At 45.9% G+C, this 16,245-nt stretch carries 9 protein-coding genes; all 9 read left to right on the forward strand.

Going from position 1 to position 16,245, the window contains the following annotated elements; all coding sequences use genetic code 11:
• Positions 1 to 101 precede the first annotated feature (101 nt).
• The 9 genes from gltB (HGG78_RS04515) (at position 102) to HGG78_RS04555 (ending at position 16,242) form a co-directional block, all read left to right on the forward strand.
• Positions 102 to 4,649, forward strand: coding sequence for a glutamate synthase large subunit (gene gltB, locus HGG78_RS04515; protein ID WP_053310802.1), 4,548 nt, complete (start codon positions 102 to 104; stop codon positions 4,647 to 4,649).
• Positions 4,649 to 6,118: a glutamate synthase subunit beta gene (locus HGG78_RS04520; protein WP_172532198.1), complete on the forward strand. Its 1,470-nt coding sequence runs from the start codon at positions 4,649 to 4,651 to the stop codon at positions 6,116 to 6,118. The genes gltB (HGG78_RS04515) and HGG78_RS04520 overlap by 1 nt, the downstream gene beginning before the upstream one ends.
• A 408-nt stretch (positions 6,119 to 6,526) precedes the next feature.
• Positions 6,527 to 10,990: a glutamate synthase large subunit gene (gltB, locus tag HGG78_RS04525; RefSeq protein WP_172532199.1), complete on the forward strand. Its 4,464-nt coding sequence runs from the start codon at positions 6,527 to 6,529 to the stop codon at positions 10,988 to 10,990.
• Between the two features lie 18 nt (positions 10,991 to 11,008).
• On the forward strand, positions 11,009 to 12,421 hold the full coding sequence (locus HGG78_RS04530; RefSeq protein WP_053310799.1) for an FAD-dependent oxidoreductase: 1,413 nt from the start codon (positions 11,009 to 11,011) through the stop codon (positions 12,419 to 12,421).
• 128 nt (positions 12,422 to 12,549) lie between these two features.
• Positions 12,550 to 12,975, forward strand: a complete 426-nt coding sequence (locus HGG78_RS04535; RefSeq protein ID WP_080996360.1) for a DUF1499 domain-containing protein — start codon at positions 12,550 to 12,552, stop codon at positions 12,973 to 12,975.
• 80 nt (positions 12,976 to 13,055) lie between these two features.
• Positions 13,056 to 13,751, forward strand: a complete 696-nt coding sequence (mtnN, locus tag HGG78_RS04540) for a 5'-methylthioadenosine/S-adenosylhomocysteine nucleosidase (RefSeq protein ID WP_172532200.1) — start codon at positions 13,056 to 13,058, stop codon at positions 13,749 to 13,751.
• A 17-nt stretch (positions 13,752 to 13,768) separates the two neighbouring features.
• The gene (locus HGG78_RS04545; RefSeq protein WP_172532201.1) at positions 13,769 to 14,722 is read left to right on the forward strand and encodes a cobalamin biosynthesis family protein; all 954 of its coding nucleotides are present in this window, start codon (positions 13,769 to 13,771) and stop codon (positions 14,720 to 14,722) included.
• A gap of 1 nt (position 14,723) precedes the next feature.
• Positions 14,724 to 15,548 (forward strand): vitamin B12 ABC transporter substrate-binding protein BtuF, encoded by an 825-nt coding sequence (btuF, locus tag HGG78_RS04550; RefSeq protein ID WP_420911165.1) that lies wholly within the window; start codon positions 14,724 to 14,726, stop codon positions 15,546 to 15,548.
• Positions 15,549 to 15,621: 73 nt separating this feature from the next.
• A complete protein-coding gene (locus HGG78_RS04555) occupies positions 15,622 to 16,242 on the forward strand; it encodes a TRIC cation channel family protein (protein WP_053310795.1) in 621 nt (206 codons plus the stop codon).
• Positions 16,243 to 16,245: the final 3 nt, after the last annotated feature.

A 16,245-nucleotide genomic window follows, 5' to 3' on the forward strand; every position in this document is an offset into this window, starting at 1 on the left:
AATCACCGGTGGGTTTAAATTGATAACAATTAAAGGACAAGTCGCATCGCTAAGTATGCCTTAGCCAACGTGCGTCTAAATTGAACTGGAAGGATGTATCTATGGTAGATAGAGAGCAGAATTCACGAGGTCTATATACTCCTGAATTGGAGCATGACGCTTGTGGTATCGGTTTTGTTGCTCACTTAAAAAACCGCAAGTCTCACGCGGTTGTGACTCAAGCACTGGACATGCTTGCTCGCATGGAACACCGCGGCGGACAAGGCTGTGACCCATGCTCGGGTGACGGTGCCGGTATTTTGCTACAAAAACCTCATGAATTTTTACTTGAAGAAGCTGTTAAACTAGGTATTAAACTGCCTTCTTTTGAAAAATACGGTGTCGGTGTAGTGCTGTTTCCTAAAGATGAGCACAAACGCGCACAATGTCGTGATATTTTAGAACGCAACGCTAAGCGTCTAGAATTAGAAGTAATTGGCTACCGTGTTCTTCCTACCGACAACTCAATGATCGGTGCCGACCCGCTTAGCACTGAACCGCAATTTGAACATGTGTTTATCTCTGGCGGCCCAAGCACCACACCAGAAGAGCTGGAACGTAAACTTTATGTATTACGCAACTACACCGTTCGTGTTTGCTTAGAAAGTATTTCAAACATTGGGGATGATTTTTACATCAACTCAATGTCATACAAAACCTTGGTTTATAAAGGTCAGCTAACGACAGAGCAAGTACCGCAGTACTTCCTTGACCTACAAAATCCAACCATGGTGACAGCGCTTGCACTAGTACACTCTCGCTTCTCTACCAATACATTCCCGAAATGGCGTTTGGCGCAACCTTTCCGTTATATTGCTCACAATGGTGAGATCAATACCGTTCGCGGAAACTTGAACTGGATGAAAGCGCGTGAAGCGATCCTTGAGTCGGATCTCTTTAGTCAAGCCGAAATTGATATGCTACTTCCTATTTGTCAGGAAGGCAGCTCAGACTCATCAAACTTCGATATGGCACTGGAACTTCTAGTGCTTTCTGGCCGCAGCTTGCCACACGCGTTAATGATGATGATCCCAGAAGCGTGGCAAGAAAATAAAAACATGGATCCAACGCGTCGTGCATTCTATCAATACCACGCAAACCTTATGGAACCATGGGATGGCCCAGCCTCTGTTTGTTTCACCGACGGAGTTCAAGTGGGTGCCACACTAGACCGAAATGGTTTACGTCCTTCTCGCTATACCGTCACTAAAGATGATTTCTTGGTCATGGCATCTGAGTCTGGTGTGGTTGAAATTGCTCCAGAAAACGTTGAATATCGTGGTCGTTTGCAGCCTGGCCGTATCTTTGTTGCCGACCTTGAACAAGGCCGTATCATCTCTGATGAAGAAGTAAAAGATACCATTGCCAGCGCCCAGCCTTATGCAAAGTGGGTTGAAGACAACCTACTGAGCTTGAATAAGTTACCAGAGGCAAGCAACCAATATAGCCAACCAACGCCAGAACGCTTAATGTCTCGTCAACAGTCATTCGGTGTCAGCTCTGAAGAAGTGAATGAAATCATTCTTCCATTGGCCAAAACGGGTTACGAGCCACTTTCTGCCATGGGCGCTGACTGGCCATTGGCGGTGTTATCACATCAATCTCAGCACCTTTCTAACTACTTCAAGCAGTTATTTGCTCAGGTAACCAACCCACCGATCGACCCGATCCGTGAGCGTATGGTGATGTCTCTAAACACCTATTTAGGTAAAGATCAAAATCTACTAACTGAAACGGCCCTTCACTGCCAAAAAGTAGAATTGGAATCTCCTGTTCTTTCTAACTCTGAACTTGAAAAATTACGTGCGATTGATAACGAGCACCTTCAAGCGAAGACATTAGATATCGTATTCCAAGCAAATGAGGATCAGGGCAAGCTAGAACGTGCTCTTAAACGTATTTGCCAATATGCTGAAGATGCTGTCATTGACGGTTATTCAATCATCTTACTGACTGACCGAGCGGTAAACTCCAACCATGCAGCTATCCCTGCTATGTTGGCAGTAGGCGCGGTTCATCACCACTTAATCCGTAAAGGTTTGCGTGCGAAGTGTGCCATTGTGGTTGAAACAGGTGATGCGCGTGAAACGCACCACTTTGCGACCTTAATTGGCTATGGTGCAAACGCGGTTAACCCTTACTTGGTTATTGAAACCATTATTGAACTGCAACGCACCAAAAAACTGGATCCAAATACATCGGCTAAAGAGCTGTTTGCTAATTACCGTAAAGGGATCAATGGCGGTCTGCTGAAAATCTTCTCTAAAATGGGTATCTCAACGCTGCAGTCTTACCACGGTGCACAGATCTTTGAAGCTCTGGGGATCAGCAAATCGGTGGTCGATAAATACTTCACTGGCACGGTTTCTCGTATTCAAGGTTTAACCATTGATGACATCGCAAAAGAAGTATTGGTTCGTCACCGTGTTGGTTACCCAACTCGTGAAGTGCCAGTGCAAGTATTGGATGTGGGTGGTGTTTATCAGTGGAAACAACGAGGTGAAAAACACCTATTTAACCCAGAAACTATCTCGCTACTGCAACAGTCGACTCGCAATAAAGATTACGAGCAGTTCAAGCAATATGCCCAAGCTGTTGATTCTCAAGGTGACAACGCTGCAACGCTGCGTAGCCAACTTGATTTTGTAAAAAATCCAGCTGGCTCTATTCCGCTTGCTGAAGTCGAGCCTGTGGAAAATATCTTAAAGCGTTTTGCAACCGGTGCGATGTCTTTTGGTTCAATCTCTTACGAAGCTCACTCAACCTTAGCGGTTGCGATGAACCGTATCGGTGCGAAATCGAACTCTGGTGAAGGTGGTGAAGACCCAACTCGTTTCGAGCGTAAAGAAAACGGTGACTGGGAACGCTCAGCCATTAAACAGGTTGCTTCTGGTCGCTTTGGTGTGACGTCTTACTACCTTACTAATGCTGATGAGCTACAAATCAAAATGGCTCAAGGTGCTAAACCAGGTGAAGGTGGACAACTTCCAGGTGATAAAGTCGACGATTGGATCGGTGCAACTCGTCACTCTACTCCTGGAGTCGGCCTGATTTCACCACCACCACACCATGATATTTACTCAATCGAAGATTTGGCTCAGCTTATCTACGACTTGAAAAACGCTAACCGTTCGGGCCGTGTCAATGTGAAGCTCGTGTCGGAAGCAGGTGTCGGTACTATTGCTTCAGGCGTAGCAAAAGCAAAAGCAGATGTGGTACTTATCGCTGGTTTTGATGGTGGTACAGGCGCATCGCCAATGTCATCAATCCGCCATACTGGTTTGCCATGGGAACTTGGTCTGGCTGAAACTCACCAGACGTTGCTTAAAAATGGTCTACGCAACCGTATTGTTGTACAAAGCGATGGCCAGATGAAGACACCTCGTGACTTAGCTGTAGCAACCTTGCTTGGTGCAGAAGAGTGGGGAATCGCAACAGCTGCACTTGTCGTTGAAGGCTGTATCATGATGCGTAAGTGTCATAAAAATACCTGTCCTGTCGGCATTGCAACTCAAAACAAAACACTACGTGAACGTTTCGATGGTCGCGTAGAAGATGTCGTTACCTTCTTCCATTATATGGCTGAGGGTCTGCGTGAAGTGATGGCTGAACTTGGCTTCCGCACCATTGATGAAATGGTTGGTCAGTCACATAAATTGAAAGTTCGCGAAGACATCAACCACTGGAAATATAAGAACCTTGACTTGTCACCGGTGCTTTATATTGAACAGCCACGCGCAGAAGATGGTATCTATTGCCAAACCAAGCAAAATCACCAACTTGAAAATGTACTGGACCGTCAGTTGATTCAAGCAGCGATTCCAGCGTTAGAGAAAGGTGAAGCGGTTAATGCGACGTTCCCTATCGTCAATACAGACCGCAGCACTGGAACAATGCTCTCGAATGAAATTTCGAAAGTGTACAAAGACCAAGGCTTACCACAACCGATGAACGTCAAGTTTAACGGCTCTGCGGGTCAATCTTTTGGGGCTTTCTTAGCTAAAGGCGTCAAATTTGAAGTAGAAGGTGATGCGAACGATTACTGGGGTAAAGGTTTATCTGGCGGTACGTTGGTGCTCTACCCTGACGCACGTTCAACAATTATTGCTGAAGATAACATCGTTGTCGGTAACGTTTGTTTCTACGGCGCGACTTCTGGTGAATCCTACATTCGCGGCTTAGCTGGTGAACGTTTCTGTGTTCGTAACTCTGGAGCGAAAGTGGTTGTTGAAGGGGTTGGTGATCACGGCTGTGAATACATGACTGGCGGCGTTGCGGTTGTGTTAGGTTCAACAGGTCGCAACTTTGCGGCTGGTATGAGTGGCGGTGTTGCATACGTTTGGAACAAAGCCGGTGACTTCGAGTCCAAACTCAACCCTGAACTGGTTGATCTGGATCCACTAGAGCAAGAAGATAAAGATCTGCTGCGTGAAATGCTGTCCAAGCATGTTCAATTCACAGGAAGTGAAGTCGCTCAGTCATTCCTCGACAATTTTGAAGCAAGTTTGACTGATATGGTCAAAGTAATGCCGCGTGATTACAAAGCAGTACTTCAAAAGCGTAAGGCTGAAGCTGAGCAAGTACAAACGGAAGAAGTGGAGGCCGTATAATGGGTAAGCCTACTGGATTTTTAGAACATGGTCGCGAGCTTCCACAGAAGCTCGACCCTTCAGTTCGTATTCAAGACAACAAAGAATTTGTTCTCAATGAAGAATTTGGCAGCAAGATTAACACTCAAGCTTCTCGCTGTATGGACTGTGGCGTGCCGTTTTGTCATAACGGCTGCCCGATCGGTAACATTATTCCTGAATTCAATGACGCGGTGTATCGCGACAGTTGGGAAGAAGCTTGGAAAATCTTAAGCTCAACCAATAACTTCCCTGAATTTACAGGACGTGTTTGCCCTGCACCTTGTGAAAGTGCTTGTGTACTTGGGATTAACCAAGATCCAATCACCATCTGTAATATCGAAAAAACCATTGTTGAGACCGCTTACCGTGAAGGCTATGCGAAGCCTAAAACGCCTCGCTCACGCACCGGGAAAACGGTTGCCATTATCGGCTCGGGTCCTGCTGGTCTAGCCGCCGCAGAGCAGCTCAACAGCGCAGGTCACTCCGTAACCGTGTTTGAACGCGATGAAAAAGTGGGAGGGTTACTGCGCTTTGGTATTCCTGATTTCAAACTCGGTATGGATATAATTGATCGCAAAATTAACCTGATGGCAGAAGCTGGGGTTGAGTTTAAAGTCAACCAGCACATTGGTGTCGATGTTAACGCACAGCAGCTACGCCAAGAGTTTGATGTCGTATTGCTCACTGGTGGTTCAACCGTGCCACGCAACCTACCAATCCCAGGTCGTGAACTCAAAGGCGTACACTTCGCCATGGAATTCCTCGGCCAAAACAACCGCCGCGCCAATAACATGGATCTTAAAACTGAAGAGATCCATGCGAAAGGCAAACACGTGGTGGTGATTGGTGGTGGTGATACTGGTTCTGACTGTGTCGGTACATCAAATCGCCATGGCGCAGCGAGCATTACCCAAGTTGAAATCATGCCAATGCCTGCAGATAAACGCCCGGCAAATATGCCTTGGCCTCAGTATCCAATGATCTTGCGTACCTCAACTTCTCATGAAGAAGGTTGTGAACGTCACTGGAACATCTTAACCAAAGAATTCATTGGTAATGAGCAAGGTCAAGTCACGGGTCTACGCCTTGCCGACATCGTTTGGCAAGATGCAGCCCCCGGTGAACGTCCAACGTTTGAAGAAGTTGCAGGCACTGAACGCGTTATTGCTTGTGATATGGCTTTCTTGGCGATGGGCTTTTTGCATCCGGAACCGCATGGAGTGCTTGCTCAGCTCGATATTAAACTTGATAAGCGCGGTAACGTTGCTACGCAAGGTTTTGCAACTAACCAAAAAGGCGTGTTCGCAGCGGGTGATATGCGTACTGGCCAATCTTTGGTTGTCCGCTGCATCAATGAAGGTCGCGAGTGCGCTCGTGAAATTGATGCCTACCTGATGGGTGGTACTAACCTCGAAGCAAAAGCAAGTTCGCTGATGCTTTCAGCCTAACGGCTCAATACTCTCCTGCGTTTATCGACGTAGGAGAGTGTCTGAATCAAACGATTCCTTCCAATTTTTACTTTTTGGCCAGCACTCCCTGCTGGCCTTTTTTGTTGTTTTTCTTATTAGATGAAATTTCAATTGTTAATAAATGGTAACAACAAAAACACTATCACATTGAATCCATTAGTTTAATTCAGACAATTACATGGTAAATCGCATTCCAACGTGATTTTTCACCAAGAACTTGACCTTATCCATAATAAGCTATAGCTTGTGAAGTCAGTGAAAATTAAATTGACCATTTTTGTTAAAATTAAAATCAAAAATGGCACATGAATACGCACTAAAAATAATAAAAATAGAATAGTTAGTCATTTACTGTCTGGATGACAGAGAAGCAAAGGGAGAATTGCAATGGCTCTATATGATCCAAGTTTGGAGAAAGACAACTGTGGATTTGGTTTGATCGCGCATATGGAAGGTCAAACTAGTCATAAATTAGTAAGAACGGCGATTGCAGCATTAGATCGCATGACTCACCGAGGCGGCATCGCAGCCGATGGTAAAACCGGTGATGGCTGTGGCTTATTGCTTCAAAAGCCAGATTCATACCTCAAACTTATCGCCGAAGAAAAAGGGTGGAAGCTCAGTAAGCAATACGCTATCGGCATGATTTTCCTCAGCCAAGACCCAACTAAAGCGCAAGCCGCGCGCGATATTATCAACCAACAATTAGCACAAGAAACGCTCACTGTTACGGGCTGGCGCACTGTGCCAACCAATAAAAGTGTTCTTGGACCTATCGCGGCAGACTCCGTCCCTGATATTCAGCAGGTCTTTATTTCAGCGCCTGCCGGCTGGCGTGAAAGAGATGTTGAACGACGCTTATACATTGCTCGCCGCCGTATTGAAAAGCAGATCACCGATGATCGCGATTTCTATATCTGCTCACTATCAACACAAGTTATTGTTTATAAAGGCTTGTGCATGCCTGCGGATCTACCACGCTTTTATCTCGATCTTGCCGACTTACGCATGGAATCTGCCATTTGCTTGTTCCACCAGCGTTTCTCAACCAATACCCAACCCCGTTGGCCGCTTGCTCAACCGTTCCGCTACTTAGCGCACAATGGTGAAATCAACACTATTGAAGGTAATCGCCAATGGGCAAGAGCCCGTGCTTATAAATTTGCTTCACCGCTATTGCCCGATCTACAAACAGCGGCTCCGTTCGTTAATGAGACAGGTTCGGACTCTTCCAGTCTCGACAATATGCTTGACCTCTTTTTAGCTGGCGGCATGGATATCTTCCGAGCAATGCGTATGTTGGTACCGCCAGCATGGCAAAACCACCCCGATATGGACCCAGATCTTCGTGCTTTCTATGACTTTAACTCAAAACACATGGAACCATGGGATGGTCCAGCTGGCATCGTCTTGTCTGATGGACGTTACGCCGCCTGTAACTTGGATCGCAACGGCCTGCGCCCTGCCCGTTATGTCATAACCAAAGATAAGCTCATTACCCTCGCCTCTGAAGTTGGCATTTGGGATTACGCCCCCGATGAAGTGGCAGAAAAAGGGCGTGTTGGACCTGGTGAACTGTTGGTAATCGATACTCGCCAAGGCAAACTTTGGCAATCCAGTGAAATCGATAATGATCTAAAAAACCGCCACCCTTATGGCGAATGGATGAAAAATAACGTCCATCGATTAACGCCATTTTCTGAACTCAGTGACGATTTGGTGGGCGAACGCAGCTTCGGTAATGACGAGCTAAAAACCTATCAAAAACAGTTTGCGATGAGCAACGAAGAGATCGATCAAGTGCTGCGCGTGCTGGGTGATGTGGGACAAGAAGCCGTAGGTTCGATGGGTGACGATACGCCGATGGCGGTACTTTCATCAAAAGAACGCTTGGTAACCGACTATTTCCGCCAGAAATTTGCACAAGTCACCAACCCACCAATCGATCCACTGCGTGAAAAGCACGTGATGTCTCTTGCCACCAGCGTCGGTCAAGAGATGAACGTCTTTTGCGAAACCGATGGCCATGCGTATCGCGTGACGTTTGACTCCCCTGTTTTACTTTATTCAGATATGCAACAACTGCTCAAGCTAAGTGATAAACACTACCGACATAGCAGATTGGATATCAATTACGATCCTCAGCAAAAAGATCTCCAACAAGCGCTGCTTGATCTCTGTAAACAAGCCGAGCAAGAGGTTCGCCAAGGCTCAGTACTGATCGTATTATCTGATAGAGAATTAACTAAAGAGACGCTACCGATCCCGGCGGCTATGGCAGTAGGCGCAGTACAAACTCGCTTAGTCGAAGCGAACTTGCGCTGTGATGCCAATATTATCGTTGAAACTGCCACCGCACGTGATCCTCATCAGTTTGCCGTCTTGCTAGGCTTTGGTGCCACAGCCGTTTATCCCTACCTCGCTTACGAAACATTAAGCAAGCTGATCGATGACGGTACCTTAGAAAAAAGCTACCGCGAAGTGATGCAAAACTATCGCTACGGTATTGATAAAGGCTTATTGAAGATCATGTCCAAAATGGGCATTTCAACCATAGCCTCTTACCGTTGTTCACAATTATTTGAAGCGGTAGGTTTGCATAGTGACGTCGTCAATTTGTGTTTCAAAGGTGTCACCACTCGCATTCAAGGCGCTCATTTTGAAGATTTTCAACAAGATCTCTACAACCTTGCGCGCAAAGCTTGGACCAAACGTAAAACGCTTGAACATGGCGGATTACTGAAATATGTACACGGTGGTGAATATCATGCTTACAACCCTGATGTGGTCGGCACATTACAACAAGCCGTAAAATCGGGGGAAACGTCCGATTACAACGCTTTTGCTCAGCAAGTCAATGCTCGCCCAGTGGCTATGTTGCGCGACCTTCTCAAGCTAAAAAAATCAGCCTCACCTTTAGCGCTAGAGCAAGTCGAACCTAGTACCGAGCTGTTTAAACGCTTCGATTCTGCCGCAATGTCCATTGGTGCATTAAGCCCAGAAGCACATGAGGCACTTGCGACAGCCATGAACCGTTTAGGTGGCTATTCCAACTCTGGCGAAGGTGGTGAAGATCCGCGTCGCTTTGGCACCGAGCGAAACTCGCGTATCAAGCAGGTTGCTTCAGGTCGCTTTGGTGTGACACCGCATTACTTAACCAATGCCGATGTCTTACAAATAAAAGTTGCCCAAGGTGCAAAACCAGGTGAAGGTGGACAACTTCCGGGGCATAAAGTCACCGCGGAAATTGCCAAACTACGTTACTCAGTGCAAGGGGTAACCCTAATTTCGCCACCACCGCACCACGATATCTATTCAATCGAAGATTTAGCGCAGCTAATTTTCGACCTTAAACAGGTAAACCCTAAAGCGCTTATTTCGGTCAAGCTCGTTTCAGAACCGGGCGTTGGCACCATCGCTACCGGTGTGGCTAAAGCCTACGCTGACCTTATCACTATTTCCGGTTATGACGGTGGCACTGCAGCAAGCCCACTCACCTCGGTTAAGTACGCAGGCAGCCCGTGGGAACTTGGTTTGGCTGAAACCCAACAAGCATTAGTAGCGAATGGCCTGCGTCATAAAATTCGTTTACAAGTGGATGGCGGATTGAAGACCGGACTTGATGTAGTCAAAGGCGCGATTCTCGGCGCAGAGAGCTTTGGGTTTGGTACTGCACCTATGGTCGCAATGGGCTGTAAATTCTTACGCATTTGCCATTTAAACAACTGTGCAACAGGTGTCGCAACGCAAGATGAAACGCTGCGTAAAGAGTATTTTAAAGGCTTACCTGAAATGGTGATGAACTACTTTATCGGCCTTGCTGATGAAGTGCGCGGATACCTAGCAGAGCTTGGCGTTGAAAAACTTACCGACTTGATTGGCCGCACGGACTTATTGGAAGTCGTCGCTGGCATGACCGCCAAACAAAGCAAGCTTGATCTATCTGGCTTGTTAGAAGCACCGGTCTCTCAACATCATCATCCGCTGTATTGGACTGAACCAAACACACCGTTTGATAAAGCTCAACTTAACCAACAGATCGTTGACGATGCGCTAAGCGCGCTCGAATCTCAACAATCGATCAACTTGTATTACAATGTGCGAAATACAGACCGCTCTATCGGGGCACGCTTATCGGGGGAAATCGCTAAACGTTACGGAAACCAAGGTGTGGCGGCTTCACCGATAAAAATTCACCTTGACGGTACCGCTGGCCAATCTTTCGGTGTATGGAATGCTGGTGGCGTTGAACTATATCTGACTGGTGATGCAAACGACTATGTTGGTAAAGGCATGGCCGGGGGCAAGTTAGTGATCAAGCCGCACCTTGGCACAACCTTTAATTGCCACGAAGCTACCATTGTCGGCAACACTTGCTTATATGGCGCAACCGGTGGAAAACTGTTTGCCGCTGGTAAAGCGGGGGAACGCTTTGGCGTGCGTAACTCTGGCACCATCACCGTCATCGAAGGTGCTGGTGATAACGCTTGTGAGTACATGACTGGCGGCATTGTTGCCATTCTTGGTGCGACAGGAGTGAACTTCGGCGCTGGTATGACCGGCGGATTTGCTTACGTGATGGACGAAAACGGTGATTTCCAAGGTCGAGTTAACAGTGAATCTGTCGAAGCCGTTTCATTGCAAGATTTATACATCCACCAAGAGCATTTACGTGGTTTAATCGCTGAGCATTTGGAAGAAACCGGTTCAGTTCATGCCGAACATATTCTCGCAAACTTTGATGAATGGATACCAAAGTTCTATCTCGTTAAACCACAAGCTGCCGATCTCAGCACACTACTAGGCCATCAAAGCCGTAGTGCCGCAGAGCTGCGCGTTCAAGCACAATAATTGGAAGGAGCCAGATTTATGAGCCAGAACGTATACCAATTTATTGATGTGAGTCGAGTTGACCCGGCGAAGAAACCGATCACTATTCGTAAAATTGAATTTGTCGAGATCTACGAACCATTCACTAAGCAGCAAGCAACCGCCCAAGCTGACCGCTGTTTAGATTGTGGTAACCCGTACTGTGAGTGGAAATGCCCAGTACATAACTATATTCCACAGTGGTTAAAACTCGCCAATGAAGGGCGAATTATTGAAGCGGCAGAGCTTTCTCATCAAACCAACAGCTTGCCAGAAGTGTGTGGCCGAGTATGCCCTCAAGATCGTTTATGTGAAGGTTCTTGTACACTCAACAATGACTTTGGCGCAGTAACGATTGGTAATATTGAAAAATACATTACCGATAAAGCCTTTGAAATGGGCTGGAAACCTGACATGTCAAATGTCGAGTGGACAGATAAAAAAGTCGCGATTATTGGTGCAGGACCAGCCGGTTTGGCAGCGGCGGATGTTTTAGTGCGCAATGGAGTCAAACCCGTTGTGTTCGATCGATATCCAGAGATCGGCGGCTTGCTCACCTTCGGTATTCCATCTTTTAAATTGGAAAAAGGCGTAATGGAAAATCGCCGTCGCATCTTTAGTGAAATGGGCGTTGAATTCCAACTCAATGTTGAAGTAGGCAAAGATATTGAGCTGCAAAGCTTAGTTGATGATTACGACGCGGTATTTCTTGGCGTTGGCACTTATCAAAATATGCGCGCAGGCCTTGCCAACGAAGAAGCCGAAGGCGTTTACGATGCTCTCCCCTTTTTAGTGTCTAATACATATAAAGTGATGGGACTGGAATCCGAGCAACCTTTCATTGATATGGCCCATAAAAAAGTCGTCGTTTTAGGCGGTGGTGATACGGCTATGGACTGTGTTCGAACCTCAATTCGCCAAAATGCGGATCAAGTCATTTGTGCTTATCGCCGAGATGAAGAGAACATGCCAGGCTCTCGCCGTGAAGTAAAAAATGCGAAAGAAGAAGGCGTTGAATTTATGTTCAACCTTCAACCGCTGGGCATTGAAACTAATGCCACTGGTCAAGTGACCGGGGTAAAAGTGGTTAAAACAGCTTTAGGAGCAGCTGATGAAGCAGGACGTTGTCGCCCAGAACCAGTAGCAGGTAGTGAACACGTACTCGCTGCCGATGCGGTAATCATGGCTTTTGGCTTCCAACCTCATGCTATGCCTTGGCTTGAACCATTTGGTGTTGATCTTGATCAGTGGGGAAGAATTAAAGCGCCTTCAGTGCAGTCCTTCCAATACCAAACTAGCAATGAAAAAATCTTCGCTGGTGGTGATGCGGTTCGCGGCTCTGATTTAGTCGTCACCGCCATTGATGAAGGCCGTAAAGCTGCTGAAGGAATACTTGATTACTTAGAGCTTTAAGTCTTAACTACTAAAAACCCAATACAAAAAAGCACAATCAACAATTATACCGTTTCAAGTAAATAAAGGATTCACACAAAAGTGAATCCTTTTGCTTAACCTATAAAATAAATACCATAGGGAAAAAGATGCGTTTACTATTTAGTCTATTACTGTTTTCAACATTAACAGCATGCAGTCAAGGAGTTACCACCATGACCGACCGCACAGCAACACCTTGCGGCGATAAACCCAATTGTGTATCCACTCAAGATGATCGCAATGCTTTCTCGGTTTCGCCCTTCATCCTCAAAGCTGGCGTTTCTTTAGATCAAATTGAAGCTGTTGCCCTTTCTATTCCACGTTCTAAAACCGCAAGCAAAGAAGATAACTATCTACGCATTGAATATACTAGCCGTATAATGCGCTTTGTTGATGATCTTGAATTAAAAATTGATAAGCGACGATTAATCGTTCGTTCTGAATCACGCATTGGCTATTCGGATATGGGCGTTAACCGCAAGCGAGTTGAACTACTCAGAGAAAACTTAACCAAAGCCGGACTACTCGAATAAAAAGTACCTTATCGCTCTAGTGGAAAGTTTCATGTTAAACTTCAGCCAATTTTTATTATTAACCGAATAAGAGAATCCTCATGAAAATCGGCATCATTGGCGCGATGGAACAAGAAGTCGCGATTTTAAAAAACGCAATTAACAATGTGCAACAAGTAAGTAAAGCTGGTTGCACTTACTTTATCGGTCAAATCCATGGGGTGGATGTCGTACTTCTTCAATCTGGAATTGGTAAAGTAGCGGCAGCTATTGGCACAACGATTTTACTTGAAGAATACCAACCAGATGTTGTGATTAATACCGGCTCTGCGGGTGGCTTTGATGCGAGCTTAACAATGGGTGATGTGGTTATTTCTAGCGAAGTTCGCCACCACGATGCAGATGTCACTGCTTTTGGCTATGAGATGGGCCAAATGGCTGGGCAACCTGCCGCTTTTAAAGCCGATGAAACGCTGATGAACATTGCTGAAAAAGCACTGACCCAAATGGAAGATAAACACGCGGTGCGTGGTCTTATTTGTACCGGTGATGCTTTTGTCTGTACTGCTGAACGCCAAGCCTTTATCCGCCAGCACTTCCCAAGCGTCATCGCAGTAGAAATGGAAGCATCAGCAGTCGCACAAACCTGTCATCAGTTCAATGTTCCTTTTGTAGTAGTTCGCGCGATTTCTGACGTTGCGGATAAAGAATCACCAATGTCATTTGATGAGTTCTTGCCACTTGCATCGCAAAGCTCCTCTGAAATGGTGATCAAAATGGTTGAGCTTCTTAAGTAAGCCAAGCGACGATCATCATGGAAGAGATGTTGAAGCCGTTTTATGCCAATGGTTCGCTCCTCGTTATGTGGGGAGCGATTGTATTTCATCTCATTTTGCCCATCCCTCGTAACGCGCACCCAGTAACTTTATGGCACAAATTTGCTGAAATACTCGCCGATAAAGTCAATACCAATAACAGTTACTCGCAAAGTGTAATCTCCGGTACGCTAGCCTTGCTGCTGATGTGCTTGCCAGCACTGGCCATTCTGATTGCCCTCAAACCTCTGGTTTGGCAACCTCAACTTTTTGATTTAGCGATTCTTCTGTTGGCTTTTGATTGGCGCAGCCAAGAACAACTTGCGAGCCAACTGATTAACGCTTTAGCCAAAGAAGATAAAAAACTAGCACGACGCTTACTCGCACCTTTTGTTAATAGAACGACAGAAAGTTTATCACCGCTAGGATTAGGAAAAGCGGGGGCAGAGACGATCATCATGGGCTATGGCCGCAATGTTATCGGTGTTCTATTTTGGTATGCATGCTTAGGCGCAACTGGAGCATTAATGTATCGCCTAGTGGCTGAACTCGCGAGAGCATGGTCGCCTTCTCGCCAAAGATTTCACCCATTTGGTTTACCGGTAATACGCTTGCTCGCTATTCTAGATTTCATTCCTTTGCGCTTATTTAGTGTGTTGATCGTCATCGGTGATAAAGCATTGACCACGTTTACGGCCATGATACAGCAAAGTAAAGTCTGGCCTTTGCCGGGTCCAGGATGGCTATTAACCGCCGTCGGCAACAAATTAGAATTGTCACTTGGTGGGCCAGCCATTTACGGTGAGAAAAAAGCTATCCGAGTTAAAATTGGGGGGCGCGTCGCACCTGCTGCTATTCATTTATCTCAATTACAAAAACTGCTCGCGTGGCGAATTTTTGCTTGGCTGGTGCTAGAAAGCGCTCTACTCCTCATGATTAATCAAGGGCTATAAATTGCGCATATTGACCTTCCTTTGTCTTCTATTCGTTGGGATTATCAACCCAGTTCAAGCTCAAGTAGAACGCATTATCAGCTTAGCACCTCACGCGACAGAGCTAGCTTTTGCCGCTGGCCTTGGTGATAAACTGGTTGCTGTTAGTGAATACAGCGACTATCCACCTCAAGCGAAAAAATTAGAAAAAGTAGCAAATTATCAAGGTATTAATTTAGAACGCATTCTAAAACTACAACCAGATTTAGTGATCGTTTGGCCTTCTGGCAACCCCGCTAAAGAGATAGCAAAACTAAAACAGCTAGGGCTAACCATTTACTCAACAGAAACCAAAACCTTAGAAGATATCGCCACTAATATCGAGCAACTCAGTCAATATGCCGATAATCCACAAATCGGGAAAAATGCGGCGCACAACTTTCGACAATCCTTAGCGATATTCAAACAGCGCTACCATTCCGGTACTAAAGTTCGTTATTTTTATCAACTCAGTGAGAAACCGATCATCACACTGGCGCAAGACAGCTGGCCTAGCGAAGTATTTCGTTTCTGCGGTGGTGAGAATATTTTTGCCGATAGTCCATCGCCCTATCCTCAAGTGGGCATTGAACAAGTATTACTCGCTAACCCCGACGCTATATTTACTTCTGAACAGGCGATCAAAAACGGTCATATGTGGTCAAAATGGCAGCAACAATTATTCGCCGTTCAGCATGACTTTGTTTGGTCTTTAACTTCAGATTGGTTAAATAGGCCAACGCCTCGCACATTGAATGCAATTGAAGAAGTATGTGATCACTTCGCACACATCCGGCAAAAACGCTAGCACTAACACGCTAAAATCTCGTACAATTCGAGCCCGAATTCTGTTCCATTAACTATAAAGAGAACCTAGTAAAATGGACTCCGTGTTGCTCTACTTGATTGATTTATTTGGTACGGCTATCTTTGCCATTTCAGGGGTATTACTTGCTGGCCGACTAAAAATGGATCCCTTTGGTGTCGTTGTATTAGCCAGTGTTACCGCCATTGGTGGCGGCACCATCCGTGATATGGCGCTCGGGGCTACTCCCGTTTTTTGGATAAAAGACACCACTTACCTTTGGGTTATTTTTATCACCTGCGTACTCACCATGTTGTTAGTTCGTCGACCCAAGCGAGTTGCTTGGTGGATATTACCTGTCTGTGATGCCATTGGTTTGGCGGTCTTTGTTGGGATCGGTGTAGAAAAAGCAATGCTTTATCAAGATTCAGCCATCGTTGCTGTCATCATGGGAGTCATTACTGGTTGTGGTGGTGGCATTATTCGCGATGTATTAGCTCGCGAAATCCCGATGGTATTACGCAGTGAAGTATACGCCACAGCATGTATTATTGGCGGCCTATTTCATACGACCGCACTAGCAATGGGCTATGATAATTCAAGCGCTTTTATCGCTGGAGTGCTTTCAACGCTCATCATTCGATTAGGTGCAATTCGTTGGCATTTGTCACTGCCCACATTTGCACTTAATAAGTAACCT

Source organism: Vibrio aestuarianus, assembly GCF_012395185.1.
Taxonomy (GTDB): Bacteria; Pseudomonadota; Gammaproteobacteria; order Enterobacterales; family Vibrionaceae; genus Vibrio; species Vibrio aestuarianus.

What these genes read in the sequence shown, in the direction of transcription:
- HGG78_RS04535 (WP_080996360.1), top strand. Translation starts at nt 12,550, where the DNA reads ATGCGTTTACTATTTAGTCTATTACTGTTTTCAACATTAACAGCATGC.
- mtnN (WP_172532200.1), top strand. Translation starts at nt 13,056, where the DNA reads ATGAAAATCGGCATCATTGGCGCGATGGAACAAGAAGTCGCGATTTTA.
- HGG78_RS04545 (WP_172532201.1), top strand. Translation starts at nt 13,769, where the DNA reads ATGGAAGAGATGTTGAAGCCGTTTTATGCCAATGGTTCGCTCCTCGTT.
- gltB (WP_053310802.1), top strand. Translation starts at nt 102, where the DNA reads ATGGTAGATAGAGAGCAGAATTCACGAGGTCTATATACTCCTGAATTG.
- HGG78_RS04520 (WP_172532198.1), top strand. Translation starts at nt 4,649, where the DNA reads ATGGGTAAGCCTACTGGATTTTTAGAACATGGTCGCGAGCTTCCACAG.
- HGG78_RS04530 (WP_053310799.1), top strand. Translation starts at nt 11,009, where the DNA reads ATGAGCCAGAACGTATACCAATTTATTGATGTGAGTCGAGTTGACCCG.
- gltB (WP_172532199.1), top strand. Translation starts at nt 6,527, where the DNA reads ATGGCTCTATATGATCCAAGTTTGGAGAAAGACAACTGTGGATTTGGT.
- HGG78_RS04555 (WP_053310795.1), top strand. Translation starts at nt 15,622, where the DNA reads ATGGACTCCGTGTTGCTCTACTTGATTGATTTATTTGGTACGGCTATC.